Origin of the sequence: Ferruginibacter albus, from assembly GCF_020042285.1 — a bacterium.
Lineage (GTDB): Bacteria > Bacteroidota > Bacteroidia > Chitinophagales > Chitinophagaceae > Ferruginibacter > Ferruginibacter albus.
Genome location: NZ_CP083388.1, coordinates 2,810,887 through 2,835,780, shown reverse-complemented (window position 1 = coordinate 2,835,780; position 24,894 = coordinate 2,810,887). Strand labels below are relative to the sequence as shown.

12 protein-coding genes are annotated in these 24,894 nt (G+C 38.1%); 8 read left to right on the top strand and 4 right to left on the bottom strand.

What is annotated here, in order from left to right:
* Positions 1-403 precede the first annotated feature (403 nt).
* The 8 genes from K9M53_RS12085 to K9M53_RS12055 all read left to right on the top strand — a co-directional run bounded on the left by K9M53_RS12085 (position 404) and on the right by K9M53_RS12055 (position 17,926).
* The gene (locus K9M53_RS12085; RefSeq protein ID WP_224015209.1) at positions 404-2,593 is read left to right on the top strand and encodes an exopolysaccharide transport family protein; all 2,190 of its coding nucleotides are present in this window, start codon (positions 404-406) and stop codon (positions 2,591-2,593) included.
* Positions 2,594-2,608: 15 nt separating this feature from the next.
* Complete coding sequence (locus K9M53_RS12080; RefSeq protein WP_224015207.1) at positions 2,609-3,712, top strand: acyltransferase family protein; 1,104 nt, start codon at positions 2,609-2,611, stop codon at positions 3,710-3,712.
* 46 nt (positions 3,713-3,758) lie between these two features.
* Positions 3,759-5,138: an oligosaccharide flippase family protein gene (locus K9M53_RS12075; protein WP_224015205.1), complete on the top strand. Its 1,380-nt coding sequence runs from the start codon at positions 3,759-3,761 to the stop codon at positions 5,136-5,138.
* Positions 5,122-5,244 (top strand): hypothetical protein, encoded by a 123-nt coding sequence (locus tag K9M53_RS16105; protein WP_255580628.1) that lies wholly within the window; start codon positions 5,122-5,124, stop codon positions 5,242-5,244. The genes K9M53_RS12075 and K9M53_RS16105 overlap by 17 nt, the downstream gene beginning before the upstream one ends.
* A gap of 3 nt (positions 5,245-5,247) precedes the next feature.
* The gene (locus K9M53_RS12070; RefSeq protein ID WP_224015203.1) at positions 5,248-6,735 is read left to right on the top strand and encodes an O-antigen ligase family protein; all 1,488 of its coding nucleotides are present in this window, start codon (positions 5,248-5,250) and stop codon (positions 6,733-6,735) included.
* A 55-nt stretch (positions 6,736-6,790) separates the two neighbouring features.
* Positions 6,791-7,552, top strand: a complete 762-nt coding sequence (locus K9M53_RS12065) for a TolC family protein (RefSeq protein ID WP_224015201.1) — start codon at positions 6,791-6,793, stop codon at positions 7,550-7,552.
* Between the two features lie 26 nt (positions 7,553-7,578).
* A complete protein-coding gene (locus K9M53_RS12060; RefSeq protein ID WP_224015199.1) occupies positions 7,579-8,745 on the top strand; it encodes an acyltransferase family protein in 1,167 nt (388 codons plus the stop codon).
* A 469-nt stretch (positions 8,746-9,214) separates the two neighbouring features.
* The gene (locus K9M53_RS12055) at positions 9,215-17,926 is read left to right on the top strand and encodes a PKD domain-containing protein (RefSeq protein WP_224015197.1); all 8,712 of its coding nucleotides are present in this window, start codon (positions 9,215-9,217) and stop codon (positions 17,924-17,926) included.
* Between the two features lie 247 nt (positions 17,927-18,173).
* Here the strand turns inward: K9M53_RS12055 and K9M53_RS12050 are convergent, their stop codons facing one another.
* The 4 genes from K9M53_RS12050 to K9M53_RS12035 are packed head-to-tail and all read right to left on the bottom strand — an operon-like array spanning position 18,174 to position 24,853.
* Complete coding sequence (locus tag K9M53_RS12050) at positions 18,174-19,040, bottom strand: DNA/RNA non-specific endonuclease (RefSeq protein ID WP_224015195.1); 867 nt, start codon at positions 19,038-19,040, stop codon at positions 18,174-18,176.
* Positions 19,041-19,071: 31 nt separating this feature from the next.
* Positions 19,072-20,850: an OmpA family protein gene (locus K9M53_RS12045; protein WP_224015193.1), complete on the bottom strand. Its 1,779-nt coding sequence runs from the start codon at positions 20,848-20,850 to the stop codon at positions 19,072-19,074.
* An 8-nt stretch (positions 20,851-20,858) separates the two neighbouring features.
* Positions 20,859-21,863 carry a PorP/SprF family type IX secretion system membrane protein gene (locus tag K9M53_RS12040; RefSeq protein WP_224015191.1) on the bottom strand — a complete coding sequence of 335 codons (1,005 nt, stop codon included), beginning with the start codon at positions 21,861-21,863 and terminating at the stop codon, positions 20,859-20,861.
* On the bottom strand, positions 21,863-24,853 hold the full coding sequence (locus K9M53_RS12035; RefSeq protein ID WP_224015189.1) for a T9SS type B sorting domain-containing protein: 2,991 nt from the start codon (positions 24,851-24,853) through the stop codon (positions 21,863-21,865). Before K9M53_RS12035 ends, K9M53_RS12040 begins: the two co-directional genes overlap by 1 nt.
* Positions 24,854-24,894 lie beyond the last annotated feature (41 nt).

The window sequence follows — 24,894 nt, the reverse complement described above, 5'->3', positions numbered from 1 at the left end:
TGTTATTGATGTTATTTGTAGCAATTTATGCTGCTAATGTGCAGTAAGCCCCACTTTTTATATCTGTAATTGATTTAAAAACGAAAAACCTTTGGCCCGGTAATTTTATTTCCGGGCTTTTTTAATAAATTAATCCATTATGTTTTAACCTTTTGATTTTTAAAATTTTATTCTTTGTTAATACTGATAAGTGTATCTTGTTGATAATGAGTTCTTTGCCGAATTGTTGCTGTTTTCTTTGAAATGAAAAACAGGCTTCATGCTTTAAATCGACTTTTAATAATATACAAATGATTGAATCTGAATAAAATAATATAATAAAAATCCCGTTTGTAAAAGGTTTGGCAAATAATAGCCAGACCTTTTTTCGTTATTTTTGCTAACAACCATCATCTTAACCATAATGGACTTAATTTATTTCTTTAAGGTATTATACCGTCGCAAGTGGATAATAATAGGCTTGTCTATTTTAGCTGTGATTATCGCTTTTGTTTTATTGTTAAATAAAAAACCTCTGTATGAATCGGTAGCACAATATTCCACCGGCTTTACTGCGGAAAAAGTTAGACTGACAGACGGAACTTCCGCTGTAGATCTGTTTTCTGTGGATGTAAAATTTAATAACGTAGTTGAAACAATGAAATCTCCCCAGGTAATCGGGATGATCTCTTATCGTTTATTGCTTCACGACCTCGTAAATCCTCCTAAGGCATATAAAAAGCTAACAGTAAAAAATACCCAGAGCCAGGTTTACAAAGAAGTGAATGTGGAAAATGCAAAAAGAATTCTGGCATTAAAGATCACAAACCATGAATTATTGAATTCAGAAGATCCGGAAGAAAGATTGTTAATTGAATATCTTAAGCTCTATAATTATGATTATGAAAAATTATTAGAAAACTTAAACATTGAGAGAGTTCAGGCAACGGATTATATTGATATCAACTATCATTCTCCAAGCGCTGAGTTATCTGCATTTGTAGTAAATCAAATTGGAGAAGAATTTTTAAGTTATTATAAGAACTTAAACTCACAACGTACTGAAGAAAATGCTGAAAGCATTAAAGAGTTGGTACAAAATCAACAAAACAGGGTAGATAGTATTGGCAAGGTTTTATTGGAAACTAAGGTTAGCCAGGGAAATATAGATCCTGAAAGTAAATCCAGCAGCGCTATGAAAACCGTGGAGCAGTATGAAGCAAGCCTGGCGGAAGAAAGAGGAAAATATAATGAACATTCTAATAAAGTAACTGCTTTGCAAGGTCAGTTAAATTCGCTTGAAAATAGTGTTAGCCAAAGCAGTGCAAGCAACAGTGAGGTAATTCAATTAACCAATAGAAAAAATGCATTGATGGAAGAGCTTTCACGTAAAGGTGGAAACGATGCCGGATTGCAGCAACAAATAAGTGACCTGCGTACACAGATCATTTTAAAATCAAACAGCAGCTCTTCTGCCAGTAAAGTAAATGATCAGATCAGTGATATCAGAAAAGAGCTAAGCGATGAACAGGCATTAATGGCGGCTTCCAGCGCTACTATAGATAATTATACCGGTAAGATCCGTGAGTTCTTGGGAATGGCGAATTCTGATCCTGGTGGTGGAGTAAAAGTGGATGCCTTAAAGCAACAACTGGAAATTGAGAATAAACAATTATCATCTGCAAAAGAAAAATTCACGCAGGTACAGGGTTTATTAAAAGATGATCCTACTGCTAACTTTATTCAAACAAGGGTTGGTCAACCTGCTGTAGAACCGGCTTCTAAAAAAACATTGGTGAAGATGGCTTTGTCAGGAATATCCATGGCAATTTTTCTTGCCTTGATCTTTATTTTCCTGGAAGTATTTGATCCATCTGTTAAAACACCTTCTATCTTTTCTAAGTTAAGCAAAACAAATGTGGTGGCAGTATTGAATCATCTTAAATTGAAACATACGCCTGTTATGGATATTATAATGCAGGAGTCGGATAAAGATCTAAAACCTAGAGGCATTTATAAAAACAACATTCGCAAACTGCGCCATGAATTTATAAATAGCGGTAAAAGCATTTTTTTAATTACCAGCACGCAAAAACAAGCTGGTAAAAGTACAGTGATAGAAGCGCTAGCCACCAGCTTGTTATTAAGCAAGAAGAAGGTGCTTATCATTGATCTGAACTGCTCTCACAATACACTTACTACTAAATTTAATGCAGAAGCATTTATCCAGGATGCCGGCGATAAGGTCAATTATTCATTACCGTTAGATAAGCAAAATTTATGGAGCAGCACACCTTATGATGGATTAAGCATAATTGGCTGTAACGAAATTAAAAGCACGCCTTCCGAAATTTTATACAATATTGATATGGATAAATTTTTGCAGGAGCTGAAAAAATATTTTGATTTTATTATTATTGAAGGAGCATCTTTAAATGATTACGCCGATAGTAAAGAGCTGGCAGGATATGCAGAAGGAATTTTTACAGTGTTCTCTGCAGAAGAATCTATTTCACATGCAGACGAAAATTCATTTCAGTTTGCCCAAAACTTACATGACAAAAACTTTGGCGTTATACTGAATAATATCTCAGTAGAAAATATTAATTCCTGACAATCATAATTATTTATGACAAAACCCGGAAGGTTGACGTGGATAGATTATGCAAGGGGTATTGCCATTATACTGGTATTGTATCGTCATGTGTTTGAAGGGATCAAAGCATCAGGCATTTCGGTTGAAAAATATATTTCGTTGGAACATGCCAATATTATGTTTTTTAGTTTTAGGATGCCTTTGTTTTTTATCGTTTCGGGAATTTTTGTTGCGGGTAGTTTGGCAAAAAGAGGGCTGGCGGATTTTGCTGTCACTAAAGTAAAAACAATTTTGTACCCCTATTTTTTATGGGGTGGTTTACAGATTACGTTGCAATTGGTGTTTTCAAAGTATGTAAATGCTCAGCGCTCTCCGGTTGATTATCTGTACTTACTTTACCTGCCACGTAAAGTAGAACAGTTCTGGTATTTGTATGCGTTGTTTAATGTAAGTGTTATATACGCTTTTGTTAAAGCAAAATTTAAACTAACTGCTTTTCAAAATATAATCATTGGCGCCATACTGTTTTATGTATCATCCATTATTTATGTATTTCATTATGGGGCAGCCTTAGGATTTGTGTTAGACATACTGCATTACTATTTATTTTTTGCAATTGGGGATGCTATCAGTAGCTTTATGAACGACAGAAAGAATTTTCATTGGTTTGAATCCTGGAAAACCTTGTTGGTATTACTTGTTCCTTTCATTATTTCGCAAGTGTATTTTTTGCATCAAAGTATTTCTTATGCAATGCAGGATAATGACACACGCTATGAGTCTTTTGAATACAAAGAGCCCTTGGTTTATATTTTAATTGCAATGATAGGATGCGCCTTTATTGCCTGCATTGCTTTTATGCTGCAAAAAAGTAAAACGCTTAATTGGTTGCAATTTTTAGGAAGACACTCACTTTATATTTATGTATCGCATGTAATAGTATTTGCATCGTTACGGGTAGTGCTTACCAAAGCATTGCATATATATAATGTACCGGTGTTATTGTTGTCGGGTATAATTGCGGGAGGTATAGTTCCCATTTTATTATACCAATTGTCTAAACGATTAAATATGGATTGGTTGTTCAGTCTTGAAAGATCACCTTCGTTACGATTAGCACATAAAGCTGATAAATAGAAGATAACCTTGCTTGCGTTTTATTCATGGAAATAAAATAGTAGAAATGTCAGTATCAAAAAAATATGAAGGGTGGTTAGCGTCCGGGTTTTACAATGGGTTGAAAAATTTTTCAACGCCGTTATTCGGCTTGTTAAGCACTATGTTGTTGGCACGCCGTGCTCTTACTGTAGAAGAAAACGGCGTATGGGGTTTGTTTTTAACAGTTACTGCATTTATAGATACTATCCGGCAGGGCTTAATAAAGAACTCCCTTGTTAAATTTATTAATTACAGCGAATCGCACGAACATACAGATGTATTGTCTGCTGCATTTTATTTGAATGCAGTCATTACAATTGTTATTGCCGTGCTACTGTTCTTTTTTAATGTACAAATAGCTACCTGGCTAAAAATGCCGGGACTGGCGCCAATGATGCATACATATGAGATCGGATTGCTGCTGCTGATTCCATTTATGCATTTTGAATCTATTATCTATGGTAAGCTATTGTATAAAGGGCTTTTTTGGACATACCTTGTACGGCAAGGTGTTCCTTTGTTGCTGATCGCAATTCTTTATTACTCAAACAATCATATAACATTAAACTTACTAGTTTGGCTTTTTAACCTTGGTATTTTATTCAGCGCTATTGTTGCCTATTTTACGGTAAAATCTTCTTTAAGTCATTCGCTCGTTTATTCAAAAAAGTGGGTAAGTAAGATATGGCATTTTGGAAAATTTGCTTTTGGCACAGGGTTAAGCAATATGGCTTTTCGTAATGCTGATCAATTTCTGCTTTCATCTATATTGGGAAATAAGATATTGAATGCATATCAAAATATGGCATTGCGTATAATTAATTTGGCTGATACTCCTTCGCAGGTATTGGCGGATATTCTTTTTCCCAAAAGCTCAAAGAGTGATACCAGTAACAATCCTGAAAGAATAAAATACTATTATGAAAAAACAGTAGGCGCTACGCTTAGCTTTGTATTGCCCGCTGTGATCTTTATCATATTGTTTCCAAAATTATTCCTGGCGGTTTTATGTGGCAGCAAATATTATGGAGCAGCACCTTACTTGCAGCTGGCTTCTATAAGCGTTGTTTTTTTAGCGTTCATAAAATATTATGGTGTTATCATCGATTCCACCGGCAAGCCTGCCGTCAATTGTTTAACTACTACCATCATTGCATTAATACAGATCGGCTTATGCATTTTCTTTATTAAAAATTTTGCATTAATGGGAGCGGCATATGCTTTGCTAATAACACATGTCATTGGATTTATAATGACACAGTATATTCTGAGGCGGTCTTTCAATATTAATTTTCTCAATTGTTTTAAATATGCTTTTGATTTTTATCCAGAACTGTTTAAAATTGTTTTAGAAAAGATCGGGTTTAAACCTAAACTGGTTAAGCAACATGCAACAGAAGAATAACATAGATGAAAAAGAACGGAAGAACAGGCAGCTCACTGCTATTGTTTCTATTGTTTTTGTTACAATAGTAATGATCGCATTATTCATTAAAATATTATTCCACTAATCATTGGCAAGTAATATCGATTATACAAAACCTCGTTTTTGGCGGTGGATGCGTAAAGAGATCTTCCGGAAAAAATTAACATCGCCATTGGCAAACATAGTGCTTGTTCTTATTGCTGTTGCGTTTGGATTTTTTGCAGCAAAAGACCTGATAGTTTTAAATTTTGGTTTAACGTTTGCCATTGCAGGATTGGCTATTGTTTATTGTTGCATCTTTCAACCGTTGATCGGGTTTTACCTGATGTCAACAATTGCTTTTTTTATTTTTTATCCCAGCCATTTATTAAGGAAGGATCTGCCTATCACGCCGGGTGTGGAAGTATTGGTAGTGTTTGTGTTTTTAGGAACGGTATTAAAAGCCCGTAAAGAACGTAAAAAAGAAAATAAGCTGTTTAAAACGCCTGTATCTATTGGCTTAACCATTACATTCATTTATATTTTTTTAGAAGTGATCAATCCCAATATTTCCGGTATGGGATTAGGTGGCTGGGTCTCTACGTTTAAAAGGTTTGTTTTTCTAACATTCATATATGTTGTTACCTATCGACTATTAGATACGCCGGCCAAACTCAAATTCTATTTAAAGTATTGGATAATACTTTCATTTATTGGCGGCTTATACGGTTGTTTTCAACAGTGGTTTGGGTATTTGCCACCTGAAATGGATTACATTACGGCTAAGCCGGAAGAGTTTGCGTTGATGAATCAGGGAGGATTGTTACGGAAATTTTCTTTCTTTTCCGATGTGGTTTCGTTTGGAATATTGTCGGGTTCAATGGCAGTTTTAACATTGATACTAGGCGTTAATACTCCGAACAAAAAATATAAGTACATTTTATTTTTCTTTACACTGATATTGATGATGGGCATGGCTTATTCCGGTACCCGTACTGCATTAATCATATTACCCGCAGGATTGGCCTTATATGGAATGATGACGGTAAGAAACAAAACAACCTTGCTTACTTTATTCGTTTCGGTATTATTGATAGCTGCCGTGTTGTTTGCGCCCGTAACTAATTCTACATTGTATCGCATTCGAACCATATTCGATTCTAAAGAAGAATCAATGAACGTACGTGATCGAAACAGGCATAATATTCAACCCTATATTTATGCAAATCCTTTTGGCGGTGGTTTAAGTACAAGCGGCATAGAAGGTAAACGTTTTTATCCTGCCCATCCTTTGGCCGGTTTTCCTCCGGACAGTGGTTTGTTGAAAGCGGCGCTGGAAACGGGTTGGCTTGGATTGGCGATAACCATCATTTTTGATTTATTAATTCTTTACCAGGGAATATGGTATCATTCCAGGATACGAAATCCTGAATACGGAGCATATGTTGCAGCTATTGTATGTACGTTGTTTCCCATTATCGTTTCGCAATACTCGCAGGTCGCCATCGGGCAAATTCCCGGAGCAATATTTTTTTATGGAGCACTGACTTTAATACAACGCTTAATGGAGTTTGATCTGGCAGAACAGAAAAATTAAATAACAGCAACGGAATTTCAAATACTTTGTAAATTAGTTTTAAAAACAACTGAAAATGAGAATAAAAAAGGGTTTAACAGCGGCATTATTATTAATAGTCAGTAATAGTGCAATTAGTTTAGCGCAAACAGCTACTGAAGGAAAAATAGTAATGAATAAGCAATCCTCTAATGTAGTGTCTGCACAAAATAAACAAACCTTAGGCGTAATAGATGAACCAAATGATTCTGTAATAAAAGAGAAATTGGTACAGTTGGCATTAAATAATCCTTCATTAAAAGCAGCAGATGGAAGTATAAGGATAGAAGAAATTAATTACGACAAAGCAAAAAATTCCTGGCTGAGCTCATTAAGTGTTTCTGGTAACGTAAATGAGTTTGTTGTAAATAATAGTGCCAATGCATTATACTATCCAAAATACAATGCATCTGTGGTGGTGCCTTTGGATATTTTTTCAAGAACTAAGAACGACAAAAAAATTGCTACGGAAAGAATAGACATTGCCAAAGCTGAAAAAGAAGATAAGATACGTACTATCCGTAAGCAGGTACTGGCATTATATGAAAACTATAAAGAAAAAAAAGAATTACTGCGTCTGCAAAAAATTATAGTGGAAGAAACAAATGAATCCTACATAACTGCGCAAAAAAATTATACAGATGGTTCTATTAAGCTGAATGAGTTGAACAGCCAATATGAAGAATCAATCGCTGCTCAATTAAAATTAGTTTCAGCCAAAAAAGACTACAATGTTTCTGTGGTTGAATTAGAAGAGCAAATAGGTGTTCCCCTAAGTGATGTTGTAAAAAATCAATAAAAGCAATTATTATCGCTACGAACAATATGACGGAAACATCCCAACAAAAAGTTTTTTTTCCTAACCTTGATGGACTTAGGTTTGTTTGCTTTTTTGCTGTTTTCGCATACCATTGCAATGGCACTATTTTGTTGAAGTTGCCAGATAGCCGTATAAAACACTTTCTTAATTTCTTATTTCAAAACGGAGATGTTGGTGTAAATATATTTTTTGTACTGAGTGGTTTTTTGATCACTTATTTATTGATAAAGGAAAAATCTTTTAAGCAAACGATCAGCCTTAAGAATTTTTATATACGCCGTATATTGCGGATATGGCCGCTGTTTTATTTAGTGGTATTGTTGGGGTTTGTAGTGTTTCCTTATGTAAAATTCAGAACCTTCCCAAGCCCTGCAGAAGTAGCCGATCTTAAAAGCTATCTCATCTTTGCCTGTAATTTTGATTTTATACGCCTGCGTTCTTTAGCTTCTAATGCATTGCCTGATGCAGCTTTTTTAGCTGCGCTATGGTCGGTTGCTGTGGAAGAACAATTTTATTTGGTTTGGCCGATCGTACTTAAATTTTCTTCGCCGAAGAAATATGCGTGGCTGTTTATCGGTATTGCCTTTTTTACATTGATCTTTCGTTCATTTTTTACAGGAGCAACTTCTCATGATGTTGCAGTATTGAATTTTCATACGTTCTCTGTGATAGGAGATATGGCAACAGGTGGTTTAATGGCATACTTCTGTTCTAAGGATAGTAAAGTATTAAAATATATTACCAATATGCAACGTTGGAAAATTGTTGTAGTATATATTCTTGCCATCAGCATTTTATTGTTTAAAAATGAAATATTTTCTACTGCCATTTTATTGGTGTTCGAAAGGTTGATATTAGCTGCTTTTTTTGCATTCATTATAGCAGAGCAAAACTTCGCCAACAACTCCTTCTACAAATTTTCTAAGTTTAAAATAGTCAGTAAACTGGGCGTTTATACATATGGTTTGTATTGCCTTCACTTTATTGCTGTTCAAATTGCCGTACAGGTTATCGAACGAAAAAATATTGCAGTAAATTCAGTTTTTTTTGCGTTGCTTATCTGTACTATAGTATTGGTGGTTAGTATCATCATCAGTTTACTCTCTTATCATTTATATGAAAAACATTTTCTTAAATTGAAAGATAAGTTTGCATTTATTGTAAAAAAATAAGAGATGCTGCACAATAATTTCTTCAGGATATATATGTGATTCAAATTTAATTTTACCTGCCTTAGTATAAATCCACGTAGTAAAATTTCTACTTAAAGTATGTGAAAAATACGAGAAATAAGCAGTCGTGGCCTGCGTTTTATACTTGTTTTAAAAATTGTGGTTGAAATTTTACGAAACTTTAGAGTTTGGCTTTGTTTTTGTCAAGAATCCGGTAATAATTGAACGCCTGTTTACGTTTTAGTATAAAGGAATCAGTTACCAAGAAAAATCCAGTATATGAATTATCCGCTGCCCAAAAACATTCAGGCAAAACTTCACTTGTCTGAAACAAAACTGAGAACGTCTTCTCACGTTGTTTTCTCTTTGGCGATAGTTGGTCTTTCATCTTTGGATATTTTTCCGGAAGTATTCTAAAGTATTCGTTATATCGACGACGATACTTTTTTGGTTTTAAATATCCATACCTATGAGAAAATTATTAGTCGTTTTCGTAACCTTTGTGACCTTGTGCGTACACGCACAAACTGCCAATGATTTTGGCGCTGTGGTTCCTTACACAGGCGCATTTACTTATGGAAGTAATATGGGCTGGTTCGGTAATCAATTTACCGATCAGGATATTGCAACACTTGCGTACAACTCTGGCGCAAGATCCATTCGTCCTTCTTTGTCAGATCAATTAATTACCGGCTATGGTATCAACTCACGCTTAGATGCTTTTAAATATTATCAGCAATTAGGAATGAAAGATATCGCTGTATTCGTTGGTGCTCCAAATGATATAGGTTGGGGTACACCGGATGACAGGGATACAATTGTTTTTCCCGGTTGTGCAGAAAGAGCAAAAACGTTTAAAGGAATGTATCTGCCTATCTGGTTAGATGCAGGAAAGACTCAGATCAATCCGGCCAATACATTAGCTGCTTATATATATAAAACAGTAAACACTTACGGACCTTATGTGAAATTTTATGAAGTAGTGAACGAAGCAGATTTTACTTACGGAAATAACGGGTGGGACGCAAGCTCAGCCGGTTATTGGGGAAAAACAAATCCTGCACCTGCAGAATTGACAAACGTTTTAGCGCCTATTCAATATTACATACGCATGATGCATGTGTGTTATGATGTAATAAAAAGACTTAACCCTAACAGCTATGTTTGTACAGGTGGTCTGGGGTATCCTCCATTCTTAGATGCATTATTAAGAAATACAGATAATCCTGTTGACGGAAGTGTTACGACTGATTATCCTTTAAAGGGCGGTGCTTATTTTGATGTGATCAGCTATCACTATTATCCTACATACAATACCTGTTACTGGGATAATAGTAAAGGAGCAATGGTTTGTCGTCGCCACTCGGATGGTATGGCTTCCGTAGCAAACGAATATTTGCAACAGTTTAAAGCAGTATTGACTAAATATAAATATGATGATGTCACTTATCCAACAAAAAAATTCATCATAACAGAATTTGACCTTGGACAGGCAACTGTAAGCGGTCAATGGGGTGCCCCGGACGCAGCAAATAATTTTATTATTAAGGCAAACATATTACATCAGCAATTAGGAATATTGCAATCCTATAAATATGGTTTAGGAAACGGGGCGGATGCAAGCGGTGTATTTAACGTAATGGGTGTATATGGAAATTTAACACCGGCTACTACAACCATTGCTAATGCTCCGATAACACAACAGATCTATGCCACAAGAACCGAATCAAAATTATTATATGGTAAAACATATGATGCAGCGCAAACGACCTTATTAAACTTGCCTTCAACAATAGGCGGTGGAGCGTTTAAAGCAAGTGACGGAACATACACGTATGTACTTTGGGCAAAAACAACCATCGACCAAAGTGAAGCGGCAAGTGCATCTTACACTTTCCCTTTTGCATTTTCAGGAAACAGAATGGAATGGGATTATGCTAATACAAATGCTACAACAGTAGCGGGTAAAACAGTAGCATTAACCGGTGCGCCTTCTTTCTTTGTACCTGCTATAGTAACTAATGCAGCACCAACAGCAAATGCGGGGACGAATCAAACGATACAATTACCAACCAATAATATTTCATTAAGCGGCAGTGGTACCGATGCAGACGGAACAATTGCATCATATGCGTGGACAAAATTAAGCGGTGGTGCAGCAACCATAACGAGTGCATCCTCCACATCAACAACAGTTACGGGTTTGGTACAAGGCACATACCAGTTTGTATTAACTGTAACTGATAACCAAAGTGCAGCAGCAAAAGATACAGTTACTGTAACAGTTAAAGCAGCAAATGCAGCACCAACAGCAAATGCGGGTTTAGCACAAACAATACAATTACCAACTACTAGCGTAAGCTTAAGTGGCAGTGGTACAGATGCTGATGGTTCTATTGCATCTTATGCATGGACAAAATTAAGCGGTGGTGCAGCAACTATAACGAGTGCATCCTCCGCATCAACAACAGTTACGGGTTTGGCACAAGGCACTTACCAGTTTGTATTAACTGTAACTGATAACCAAAGTGCAACAGCAAAAGATACAGTTACTGTAACAGTTAAAGCAGCAAATGCAGCACCAACAGCAAATGCCGGTACTGATCAAACAATACAATTACCAACCAATAATATTTCATTAAGCGGAAGTGGTACCGATGCAGACGGAACAATTGCATCTTATGCATGGACAAAATTGAGTGGCGGTACAGCAACTATAACGAGTGCATCGTCTGCATCAACAACAGTTGCGGGTTTGGCACAAGGCACTTACCAGTTTGTATTAACTGTAACTGATAACCAAAGTGCAACAGCAAAAGATACAGTTACTGTAACAGTTAAAGCAGCAAATGCAGCACCAACAGCAAATGCTGGCTTAGCACAAACAATACAATTACCAACTAATAATATTTCATTAAGTGGCAGTGGTACCGATGCTGATGGTTCTATTGCATTTTATGCATGGACAAAATTAAGCGGTGGAGCAGCAACCATAACGAGTGCATCCTCCGCATCAACAACAGTTACAGGATTAGTACAAGGTACTTACCAGTTTGTATTAACTGTAATTGATAACCAAAGTGCAGCAGCAAAAGATACAGTTACTGTAACAGTTAAAGCAGCAAATGCAGCACCAACAGCAAATGCGGGTTTAGCACAAACAATACAATTACCAACTACTAGCGTAAGCTTAAGTGGTAATGGTACAGATGCTGATGGTTCAATTGCATCATACGCATGGACAAAATTGAGTGGCGGTACAGCAACTATAACGAGTGCATCCTCCGCAGCAACAACAGTTACGGGTTTGGTACAAGGCACTTACCAGTTTGTATTAACTGTAACTGATAACCAAAGTGCAGCAGCAAAAGATACAGTTACTGTAACAGTTAAAGCAGCAAATGCAGCACCAACAGCAAATGCGGGTACTGATCAAACAATACAATTACCAACCAATAATATTTCATTAAGCGGTAGCGGTACGGACGCAGATGGAACGATTGCATCTTATACGTGGGCAACATTAAGTGGCGGTTCTGCAACTATTACAGACGCATCATCAGCAACTACAACTGTAAGCAATTTATCTCAAGGAGTGTATCAATTTGTATTGACTGTAGCCGATAATCAGGGCGCGACTACTAATGATACAGTATTGATTAATGTTCTTGCAGCAAATGGTGATCCAATTGCAAATGCCGGTAATGATCAGGTTATTCAGTTGCCAATGAGCTCTGTCTTATTAAATGGAAATGGTATTGACGCAGATGGCTCCATTGCATCATATAACTGGTCAGTAATTAATGGCACAGCAACAATTGCAAATGCTTCATCTGCATCTACGACAGTGAACGGATTAAATCAAGGCGTTTATCAGTTTGTATTAACTGTGAAAGATAATCAAGGAGCAACGGCAAGTGATACTGTTCAGATAACAGTTAAAGCAGTGAATGTAGCGCCAACGGCAAACGCAGGAATTAATCAATCAATACAATTACCAACAAACAATATTTCATTAAGCGGCAGTGGAACAGATATAGACGGAACAATTGCTTCTTATGTATGGACAAAATTAAGTGGCGGTACAGCAACTATAACGAGTACATCCTCCGCATCAACAACAGTTACGGATTTGGCACAAGGTACTTACCAGTTTGTATTAACTGTAACTGATAACCAAAGTGCAACAGGGAAAGATACAGTTACAATAACAGTTAAAGCAGCAAATGCAGCACCAACAGCAAACGCCGGTACTGATCAAACAATACAATTGCCAACAAATAGTGTAAGCCTAAGCGGCAGCGGTGTTGATGCAGACGGAACGATCGCTTCATATAGCTGGTCAGTAATTGGCGGTTCTGCAACTATAACAGATGCATCATCAGCAGTTACAACAGTAAATAATTTATCTCAAGGAGTATATCAATTTGTATTGACTGTAACCGACAATCAAGGAGCAACAGCGACAGATACTATTAAGGTTACTGTTAGATCAGCGAATGCAGCACCAACAGCAAATGCAGGAGTTGATCAATCAATACAACTGCCAACAAACAGCGTAAGCTTAAGTGGTAGTGGCGTTGATGCAGACGGAACGATCGCTTCATATAGCTGGTCGGTGATTGGCGGTTCTGCAACGATTGCAGATGCATCATCAGCAGCTACAACAGTAAACAATTTATCTCAAGGAGTATATCAATTTGTATTGACTGTAACCGACAATCAAGGAGCAACAGCGACAGATACTGTTCAGGTTACTGTTAGATCAGCGAATGCAGCACCAACAGCAAATGCAGGAGTTGATCAATCAATACAACTGCCAACAAACAGCGTAAGCTTAAGCGGCAGCGGTGTTGATGCAGATGGAACGATCGCTTCATATAGCTGGTCAGTAATTGGCGGTTCTGCAACTATAACAGATGCATCATCAGCAGTTACAACAGTAAACAATTTATCTCAAGGAGTATATCAATTTGTATTGACTGTAACCGACAATCAAGGAGCAACAGCGACAGATACTGTTCAGGTTACTGTTAGATCAGCGAATGCAGCACCGACAGCAAACGCCGGTAATGATCAAACAATACAATTGCCAACTAATAGTGTAAGCCTAAGCGGCAGAGGTATTGATGCAGATGGAACGATCGCTTCATATAGCTGGTCAGTAATTGGTGGTTCTGCAACTATAACAGATGCATCATCCGCAGCTACAACAGTAAACAATTTATCTCAAGGAGTATACCAATTTGTATTGACTGTAACCGACAATCAAGGAGCAACAGCGACAGACACTGTTCAGGTTACTGTTAGATCAACGAATGCAGTACCAACAGCCAACGCCGGTAATGATCAAACAATACAATTGCCAATAAATAGTGTAAGCTTAAGTGGCAGCGGTGTTGATGCAGACGGAACGATCGCTTCATATAGCTGGTCGGTGATTGGCGGTTCCGCAACGATTGCAGATGCATCATCAGCAGCTACAACAGTAAATAATTTATCTCAAGGAGTATATCAATTTGTATTGACTGTAACCGACAATCAAGGAGCAACAGCAACAGACACTGTTCAGGTTACTGTTAGATCAACGAATGCAGCACCAACAGCAAACGCCGGTACTGATCAAACAATACAATTGCCAACAAATAGTGTAAGCCTAAGCGGCAGCGGTGTTGATGCAGATGGAACGATCGCTTCATATAGCTGGTCAGTAATTGGCGGTTCTGCAACTATAACAGATGCATCATCAGCAGTTACAACAGTAAATAATTTATCTCAAGGAGTATATCAATTTGTATTGACTGTAACCGACAATCAAGGAGCAACAGCGACAGATACTATTAAGGTTACTGTTAGATCAGCGAATGCAGCACCAACAGCAAATGCAGGAGTTGATCAATCAATACAACTGCCAACAAACAGCGTAAGCCTAAGCGGCAGCGGTGTTGATGCAGACGGAACGATCGCTTCATATAGCTGGTCGGTGATTGGCGGTTCTGCAACGATTGCAGATGCATCATCAGCAGCTACAACAGTAAACAATTTATCTCAAGGAGTATATCAATTTGTATTGACTGTAACCGACAATCAAGGAGCAACAGCAACAGACACTGTTCAGGTTACTGTTAGATCAACGAATGCAGCACCAACAGCAAACGCCGGTACTGATCAAACAATACAATTGCCAACAAATAGTGTAACCTTAAGCGGCAGCGGTGTTGATGCAGATGGAACGATCGCTTCATATAGCTGGTCGGTGATTGGCGGTTCTGCAACGATTGCAGATGCTTCATCAGTAGCTACAACAGTAAACAATTTATCTCAAGGAGTATATCAATTTGTATTGACTGTAACCGACAATCAAGGAGCAACAGCGACAGATACTGTTCAGGTTACTGTTAGATCAGCGAATGCAGCACCAACAGCCAACGCCGGTACTGATCAAACAATACAATTGCCAACAAATAGTGTAAGCCTAAGCGGCAGCGGTGTTGATGCAGATGGAACGATCGCTTCATATAGCTGGTCAGTAATTGGTGGTTCTGCAACTATAACAGATGCATCATCAGCAGTTACAACAGTAAATAATTTATCTCAAGGAGTATATCAATTTGTATTGACTGTAACCGATAATCAAGGAGCAACAGCGACAGATACTTTGAGCGTAACTGTTAAAGCAACGAATGTAGCGCCGGTTTCAAATGCGGGTACTGATCTAACGATACAATTACGAACAAATACAATTATATTAAGTGGAAGTGGAACTGATGCAGATGGAAGTATTGCATCTTATTCGTGGACAAAACTGAGTGGTGGAGCAGCAACTATTGCAAATGCTTCATCTGCAACTACAACAGTTAAAGGTTTAGTACAAGGAACTTATCGGTTTGTATTAACAGTAACAGATGACCAGGGTGCAACAGCATCGGATACCATCCAGGTTACTGTAAAACCGGTAAATATTCCTCCAACTGCAAATGCAGGAGCCAATGAAATTATCATAATCCTTCCTGTTAATAAAGTTACTTTAAACGGTAGTGGAACAGATGCTGATGGTAATATCGTTTCTTATCAGTGGTCGCAGGTAACAGGTCCTTCTCTGTCAACTATTACCAATGCAGCTTCTGCCAGTTGTATAGCTACTGAATTAATAAAAGGCGCTTATAAATTTGCACTTACGGTAACAGATAATAATGGAACCGCGGCAATAGATACTGTATTGGTTACAGTGAAAGAGAATATGTCACCAACTGCAAATGCAGGTAGCGACCAGAAATTAATTCTTCCTGTTACAACCACTACATTAAATGGTATTGGTCTTGATGCAGACGGAACCATCGCTTCATACAATTGGTTACAAATTGCAGGACCCTCATTGGCAACTATCAGTGATTCAACATCAGCAAATACAGCAATTGCTGATCTGGAAAAAGGGTTCTATCAATTTGTTTTCACTGTAACAGATAACAGAGGTGCAACCGGTTCTGATACTGTGCAAATAACTGTGAAAGCGCCAAACGTATTGCCAATAGCTAATGCCGGCAGCGATCAAACTATTCAATTACCAATTGACAGTATTATAACAACAGGTACTGCTTCTGATACAGATGGCGACATCGTTTCATACAATTGGTTGCAGATCACAGGACCTTCATCGGCAACTATTAGTAACGCAGCCACCGCCAATGCAATAATAAACAGCTTAAAAGAAGGTGTATATCAGTTTGCAATGACTGCAACGGATAATGACGGGGGAACAGCAACAGATACATTGCAGGTTGTTGTTCAAGCAGCAAATCTTGCACCAATGGTAAATGCAGGTGCTGATCAGGTTATACAACTTCCAACCAATACGGTTTCTGTAAAAGCAAGTGGTTTGGATGTTGATGGAAATATTGTTTCTTACAAATGGAGACAAATAGATGGCCCGGTAGCTGTTATCATTAATAATGCAGATGCTTCTGCTACTTCGATCACTTCTTTTGCTCAAGGCACTTACCTGTTTGTAGTAACAGCAACTGACAACCAGGGTGCTACTGCTTCGGATACAATGCAGGTAATTGCTAACATTGCTCCATTTGCTAATGCAGGACCTGATAAAACGATACAGTTGCCATTAAATAGTGTAAGCATTACCGGTAGTGGTGTGGATGTTGATGGTACAGTAGCATCCTACCAATGGTCGCAGGTGGATGGACCTTCAACAGCAATTGTCAATAATGCTACTACAAAAACAGCTGGAGTTGTATTAGATCAAAAAGGCATATACCGGTTTGTATTAACTGTTACTGATAATTATGGTGGCACTGATGTTGATATAATGCAGGTAACTGTACTTGCAGCAAACATTGCACCAACAGCCAATGCCGGGGCAGACCAGGTAGTTACATTACCTATTAACAATGCAACTTTAACCGGAAGTGGTAATGATGGTGATGGAAATATTGTTGCGTATCAATGGACGAAAATTTCCGGAGGTGCTGCAACTATTACTAACAGCACGTTTGCTGTAACAACAATAACCGGTTTGGTACAAGGAACTTATCAGTTTGCACTAGCAGTTACGGATAATAGCGGTGCTACAGCAACGGATACTATGCAGGTGTTTGTTGACCAGGGTAGGTTAGCGCCGGTAACAGCATTAACAGCCAATGCAGGGACTGACCAGTCAATAGCATTGCCAACAAGTACTGCAACATTGAACGGAAGCGGAACCGCAGTTAATACGACCATTGTTTCTTATAGCTGGACAAAAATTTCCGGACCTTCAACAGGAAGTATTTCAAATGCAGGTAGTGCAAGAGCAAACTTTGCCAACCTGGTTCAAGGAATTTACAAATGCATGCTTACTGTGAAAGATAATAAAGGTAATGTTGCGAGAGATACTGTTTCGGTAGTGGTAAATCCATCGGCGCAGGCACAAGTAACAATGGGACCAAATCCTACTCGCTCTACACTAAATATACAATTGACAAACCTTACGATAACAAACGAACCAATTCTGGTTACCGTAACCAATGTAAGCGGCATTACTTTGTATACTGCTACTGTTGCTGCAGATCAGCAAGTAAAAACGATTGCAGTGGATATGAGCAGATATAGAACAGGAATATATTTTGTAAACGTTCGTTCAAAAGGAACTAATAAATTGAGTACTGTTAAAACAATTATGAAAAATTAAAAATCATTTTAAAAAATAAACTGCGGGCGGCATTTATGCCGCCCGTCTTTTTTCCCGGCTGCAGATGCTGGATTGAGCTTCATTGGCGACGCTCCGTTCCACTATGATTTTCTATTGAACGATCGACAAAAGTTATTTATTCAGCTTCAGCTTAATTCTCGTCACAGGTGTTTTATTCAGATAGAAGTTATCTGCAACACAATGATAATTCCGAACTTGGTAAGTAGATTAAAACAGCGCTAAAATGTTAGTTTGATTTTGCTTCTATTACAGCCTGAATATCTACCGGCACTCTTGAAAAAAGGTCCAGCCCGGTTGCAGCTTCAATTGCGTCTACGCTTGTACGGTAGGTTTGCCAGCTGCTGCTTACTGAATTTGTATTTGGCACATCAATGCTTACAACGGTTGTAGAAGTATTGATACGGCTAAGATCATCATTGCCATTTTGTAAAAACAATACTACTTTCCAAATATGAGCCGGTACGGTAACATGCCCCCCATCTACATAATTGGCAGGACCGTTATCACCTACGCCACCAATGCCGTAATTACCCATTATAATGTAAGCTTCTTGCCCTGCTGTGTTGATTCTTGTGCGGATATAGTCTTCGAAATTTGCCCAAACTCCCTGGTTGTTATTAGGCGCCTGTGGTATCATATTCGACATAAGAAAAGTGGTTGAGTTGGCTGTTACAGTAGTGGTTCTATCTGCAGAAGGACAATTATGCCCTCTGTCAAAGCCACTTCCGAAAAAAGCATCATAGTCCGGTCTGTACCATCCTGGAGGCAATGCATTGTCATAACGAAAATCATCCGTACGATCTGTTGAACCCAGATCACTTTGCGATAAATGCCAGCTTACCCAATTAGGAATGCCTTTGTCTTTGTTGTATGATAAAATGAAATATTGATGATCTAATAAATAATTATCGCCACTATCCAAGATATGTGCAGCATTACTAGGATTTCCCAACAATAGGTTATCGTTGTCTTTATAAGTAGTTGTATCAACCGGTGGAGTTACCGGAGGTTTTGTAGGATTGTATTCTTTATCGCAGGAAGCAAAAAAAACTGCTAACGATAAAAGCGCTACAAGTATCTTATTCTTCTTCATAATGATATTGTTCAACAGGTTTTTTCTTTTACTACAGCGTTACAGGGCTGATATATTTAAGTTCTACTCTGCGGTTCATTTGTCTTCCTTCCGGGTTATCATTTCCAGAAGCATCTTTTTCATTTGCTACAGGACAACATTTACCCAAATAATGAATTTTGATCTGATTGTCTGTTATACCCTTGTCCAGTAAATATTTCCGGCAGGCTTCGGCTCTTTGTTTAGAGAGGTTAAGATTATAAGGAGAACTACCAAATCCATCTGTGTATCCTGTAAAGTCTAATACAGTAGAAGGATTTTCACGAAGATGTTCTGCTATCAAATTTAAAAGATTCTGTGCTGAATCTGTCAATGAAGATTTATCAAAGTCAAAATAAAGCACCACTGGTTGTTTATCTGTAGCAACAATTGCAGTTGTGTCTTGTTTAACGCTGTCAACCACTATATTCTTTACAGTATCGGGTGGCGGTGGCGGTGTATATTTAATGGCTACTAATTGTAAGCAACATTCAGAAGCCCTGTCTGAACTTATATACGCATCTTTCCAAATAGAATCTTTGTTAGTGCTGTAAAAATAAAGGTCGTCTTTAGATGAGTTGATCGGATATCCTAAATTTTCCGGAGTACTTAAAGAAGTTAGCTCTCCGGTACTTTTATAAAGATCCAAAGCACCCATACCAACCCTGCCATCGCTTGCAAAAATTAATGTTTGAGAAGCGTTATGATAGAAAGGCGTTTCATCGTTACCGTTAGTGTTTATGTTTTTTCCTAAGTTGATGGCATCGCCGGGTTCAAAGTTACTATCCAAAGGGGCATACCATAGATCCAGCTTGCCATTGCCTCCCGGCCTGTCGGAAGCAAAAATTAAATACTTGCCATCCGATGTAACAAACGGCTGCATTGACTTGTAGCCATCCACATTGATCTTATTGCTTAGTTTAACAGGTGCCTGCCAGGTACTCATCTGTTTTGTAGAAATATAAATAGAAGCTACCGTGTCAGTCGCTGTTCTTGTCCATTTTGTAAAAAATAGTTTATTTCCATCTGGTGTAAAGGAAGCAATTCCCTGGTGTGTTCCTTTATCAAAAGGAATAGCCAGTTTATTGTTGAATGAAAGCTGATCATTGGTTATAGAAACAGCATACAATTGATTCATGTATGGATTTCCTTTCTGTTGCTCTAATACAGAGTCTTTACGGGAAGATGTAATGATGATGTCATTTCCTATTGAAGTAAGGGCATAGTTAGCAGTGACATCTGCGCTGCTTATATTTTCTGCACTAAAAACGCCGTTGGTTGATTTGTTCAGTTCCTGTTCAACAAACTGGAGATTGTTCAACTCAACAGAGGCTTTGTTTTTAAAGCTGCTGTCAAGATCGCTTTTTAATACTTCATTAAAATCTTTTGAAGCATCTACATATTGCTGATTGGCTCTTTCACATATGCCTGCATAATAACGAGCCTGTGAATTTTTGTCTTTAATATTTTCAAAAAAGGGCTGCGCCTTTTTATAATTGTGCAATTGAAAATAACTATATCCCATGCGGAATTGCATGTCTTCACTATTAGACTTAATATAATTATTAGGTAAACGAGATAAAGAATAAGGCTTTACTTCTGGCTTATCTTTTTTAGAAGAGTCTGATAATTCTTCATACAGCATAACGGCGCTGTAATAATCACCATCTTTATAAAATTTATTGGCTGCCATTAATTTAGGGGAAGACTGACCAAATGTAATGGAAGGAACGATAAACATGCCCGCAATGAATAACGCTTTGGCGGCTGTTGTGGTTAAACGAGAATGCATATTTTGAATTAAAGCCGTGGGCATATGAAATTGTAATTTTTTATATTTTCTTTTCTTCTTCCGGTAACTGTTAGTGAAAGTTCAAAGCTGTTGGTGTTTGCTACTGCCTTACCAAGAGTTGAAGTATTGATATCATAGCTTAAACCGATCAACAAGTTCTTATAGTATAATCCGGCATAAGGAGCAATGGCATCATATTCTCTATAATTAACACCTGCCAGTACATTGCTTATTTCACTTGTTTTTAATTGTAAATAAGCGCCTGCCTCTACTTCCTGCGCATTGCCCTGTACCATATAAATGAAATTTGGGATGATGGCTGCATTCGGATTTATCTGGTATCTTAATCCTCCGTGAACAGTATAACGAATGGGTAGTTTTGTTTTACCGCCTGATAAAAAAGGATCAGTAGGCTGCGTTAAGTTCATAGCTGAAAATCCTAAATAGCTATTTAATTTTTTGCCTGGATCGGCATTAAAAAAAGTAGCGCCTGCACCTGCTGTAAAGGATGCAGAAGAAGTTATAGAAAACTGATCAATAGTAGGAGAGGATGGATCAAACCCGATTCCCTGTGTCCACTGATCTCCGAATTTCATTTTAGTAGGATCAAATTTCCTGTTGATCATTCCCAATTGTAAACCTATCGATACGTGTTCATATCCTTCCTGATCAAATTGAAGACCTGTATAGGCAACTGATAAATTTGCATTCAAATAATTATAGCCTCCATTACCTGCAGTTTGATTGAATGCGCTGATACCAATATTCACTTTTTTAGTAGTGGTCATATCGCCTGATACACCAATGGTAGAAAAAGGCTTATCGATATTGCTCCATTGATTACGATAAATAGCAGTAGCACGATAATCACCATCCATCACACCTGTAAGCGATGGATTGAGGTAAAGAGGAAACGCATAGTATTGCGAAAAATGCGGATCCACCTGTGCAAAGGAGCTGACTGCATTTACGCAAAGCGCAACAAAAAATAGTACTTTAAATTTTATCCGCATTATCTTATTAAATTAAAAAATCCTTTACTGTTAATAGTTTTGCCGTTGTTCATAGTTGCAGTGATAACATATACATATACACCTACAGGTTGTGTTCTTCCTCTGTAAGTTCCATCCCAGCCAAATTCAATATTCCTGCTTTCAAATAATAATTCACCCCATTGATTGTATATTTTCATTTGCCCTATTTTTATGTTGCTGCCATATGCTCTGAACACATCGTTCTTACCATCATTATTAGGAGAGAATACATCAGGGATATAAAAATCGTCTGCATTATTAACGGGATTAACTTTTAATGCCAATGTAGCTGTGTCAGCACATCCATTGGAGGATGCTGTCACTTTTATCAGCATAGAAGTATCTGCAGTGAATGTTTGGTTCAATGCACTTTGCGATGTGAAGACTGCGGCAGGTTCCCAACTGCTAACCGTAAATGTATTAGGATTGCCGCTGGCAATTACCGTTACAGAACTTCCTTTATCTGCCGGGTTATTGGAAGCAGCTATTGTTACATTAAAAGGAGTAACAGATATACTAACGTTTATGTATACACTATCACAACCTCCCACACTTCGTATAGTATCTTTAAAATTAGTAGAAGAAGTATAGGTATTTAATCCATAATCAACACTGTTGCAACCACTGAGTGAAGAGTCTTTTGAAACAGGTGTTATTCCCTGTATGGTTATACTAGCTACAATGTAAACACTGTCACAACCGCCTGTACTTTTTACTGTATCCCTTACAGTGGTAGAAGAAGTATAAGTAGTAGGCCCGTAAGTAACACTTGTACAACCTGTCAAAGCAGTATCTTTTTCAACTGCAGTTATGTTTTGTACAACTTGTGAAATTGTTTTAGAACATCCTGCTGCATTGGTTACAGTAACTGTATAAGTTCCTGCTGAATGCACTGTGATACTGGAAGTGGTTTCTCCATTAGGTGTCCATAAATAACTGTATGCACCTAAAGGAGCACCCGATGGTATAACCCAGGTAGGTCCATTCGTTAATGCTCCTGTAAAGCCATTGCTGGAAGCATCTGCAGTAGTAGTACCTGTACCTTCATCAAATTTATAATATGCAAACAGATCGCTGTTTGGTAAGGCTATGCTTTTGTTATAATCAGTTGCAATTTCATTACCTGTACGAACTGTCTTCCATAATCTGAATTCATCTATTTGCCCGGTAAAAGATCCGTAATAACCACCGCCGATGCCACCATATTGTCCGGAGAAATTCTGCCCGTGACCTAATGATGGATATACATGCGTTCTTAAACTTGTTAAGCCGGTTGCTACTAAAACACCATTTACATATAAGGAAGGTTGCTTGTTAGTATATACTACGGCAATATGCGTCCAACCGGTTACTGTATGATTCCAAACTAATAATGCAGGTAAGTAAGCGGCGCCATGTTCGTACACAGCTATACCATTGGTTCCAACAGAAACTCCCGCACCGGCATCAGTGGCGCCATTGGCATTACCACCGCCCCATGTAGGAAACAATGCATAATGTTGTCCGCTTGTGCCCGAAGCACCTGATGTATTTTGTGTTTGTAAAGTAATAGTGGTAGTAGGATTCACCCACATTTCAAAAGTGAAATTATCATAGAAGTTCGGCAGTATCTGCGGATCAACATATTGATTGCTGCTGCCTGTAAATTGTAATGCATTGCCTGCATTGCTTGACTCTATGGTAGATAATGTTACAGAATCATTTTGGCAAAGTACCGGAGCCTTTGATGTAGTAATAGTAGCAGCCGGAGCATCACTTACTGTTATGCTGCCCACTGCAATAGAAGTGCCTCCGCAGGAAGCACCGCTTAAGCTAAGTGTATAGTTAAAACTGCCTGCTGTTGTTGGTGTTCCGCTTATAGTAAACACACCTGCATTAAAGTTACCTGTAACGCCTTGAGGTAAACCGGTAACAGATGGCGTTCCTCCTGTGATACTATAGGTTATATCTGTAATAGCAGAATTAACACATTTGATCTGAGTATTTGTTCCTGTTGCAGAAGTTAATGTAATGCTTGAACTACTACCTGCATTAATAGTTACGCTGATATTTTGTGCAGTGCTGCTGGTACTGTTAGATGTATTAGTAGCAACTAAGCTTCCTGTATATGTTCCTGCTGTTGCTCCTGTCGGTATTGTTATCGTAAGAGGTGATGCTGTAAGTGTTGCATTGGTAACATTTGTAAAGCCTGCAGTGATAGCTGCATTATCCCATGTAATACTATATACATCAGGGCTACCGGTAGCAGTGTATGCCATTGTTGTAGAAGTAGTGCCTGCACATACTGCAGCAATAGCAGAAGGTGTTATGGTTGTTGTTGGTGTAGGAGGAACAGGGGTTGTACATCCGTTATTGGTATAAGCACTTGCATCTGTAACTCCGGCATCCCACCATACCATTGCACCATCTGTACCAACTAAACTGCTTGGAGTATAAGTATGGATATCGCAATCAGTTCCCTGGTAAGCAAGCTGCATATATCTTGCACCGGTGCCACTGTTTGCCTGTACGCCATTGGTAGGCCATACAGCACCGTTGGTGCCAATAGTAATATAAGCAACATAGATAGTTCCGGTAGTACATAATCCTGAAAGGTCATAGTTCTGATCAAATGCTGCAGAAAGATATACCACTGTACTGTTGGCAGGGATAACCTGGCTCGGTGATGTTATTTCAACAATTGTACAACCGCCCGATGTAGCAACTGTTCCTGTACCGGATTTAGCACCCGCATTTGCACCCACTAAAAACCCGGTGGGACTATTGGTAGGAGCGGTATTTCTATATTTATAATCGTAAGAGCTTACCGGAGCAGCAACAGTAGTAGTAAATACAACATACTCGTTCAAGCCTTCCCCGGCACCACTGGAACATGAATTGATCAAAGAGGCCCTTAATACAGGACATTGGCTAAAGGTAGTAACGCTTATTAAAAACGATAAAAAGAGTAAAGCAAAAATTTTCTTCATTTAATTAATTAAAATCGCTTTAATTAATAAAGCAGTTGGTT

Excerpts from the sequence above, each read along its gene's own strand:
- K9M53_RS12050 (WP_224015195.1), bottom strand. The coding sequence starts at position 19,040 with ATGAAGAAGAATAAGATACTTGTAGCGCTTTTATCGTTAGCAGTTTTT.
- K9M53_RS12060 (WP_224015199.1), top strand. The coding sequence starts at position 7,579 with ATGACGGAAACATCCCAACAAAAAGTTTTTTTTCCTAACCTTGATGGA.
- K9M53_RS12045 (WP_224015193.1), bottom strand. The coding sequence starts at position 20,850 with ATGCATTCTCGTTTAACCACAACAGCCGCCAAAGCGTTATTCATTGCG.
- K9M53_RS16105 (WP_255580628.1), top strand. The coding sequence starts at position 5,122 with ATGCAACAGAAGAATAACATAGATGAAAAAGAACGGAAGAACAGGCAG.
- K9M53_RS12075 (WP_224015205.1), top strand. The coding sequence starts at position 3,759 with ATGTCAGTATCAAAAAAATATGAAGGGTGGTTAGCGTCCGGGTTTTAC.
- K9M53_RS12085 (WP_224015209.1), top strand. The coding sequence starts at position 404 with ATGGACTTAATTTATTTCTTTAAGGTATTATACCGTCGCAAGTGGATA.
- K9M53_RS12080 (WP_224015207.1), top strand. The coding sequence starts at position 2,609 with ATGACAAAACCCGGAAGGTTGACGTGGATAGATTATGCAAGGGGTATT.
- K9M53_RS12055 (WP_224015197.1), top strand. The coding sequence starts at position 9,215 with ATGAGAAAATTATTAGTCGTTTTCGTAACCTTTGTGACCTTGTGCGTA.
- K9M53_RS12040 (WP_224015191.1), bottom strand. The coding sequence starts at position 21,863 with ATGCGGATAAAATTTAAAGTACTATTTTTTGTTGCGCTTTGCGTAAAT.
- K9M53_RS12065 (WP_224015201.1), top strand. The coding sequence starts at position 6,791 with ATGAGAATAAAAAAGGGTTTAACAGCGGCATTATTATTAATAGTCAGT.
- K9M53_RS12035 (WP_224015189.1), bottom strand. The coding sequence starts at position 24,853 with ATGAAGAAAATTTTTGCTTTACTCTTTTTATCGTTTTTAATAAGCGTT.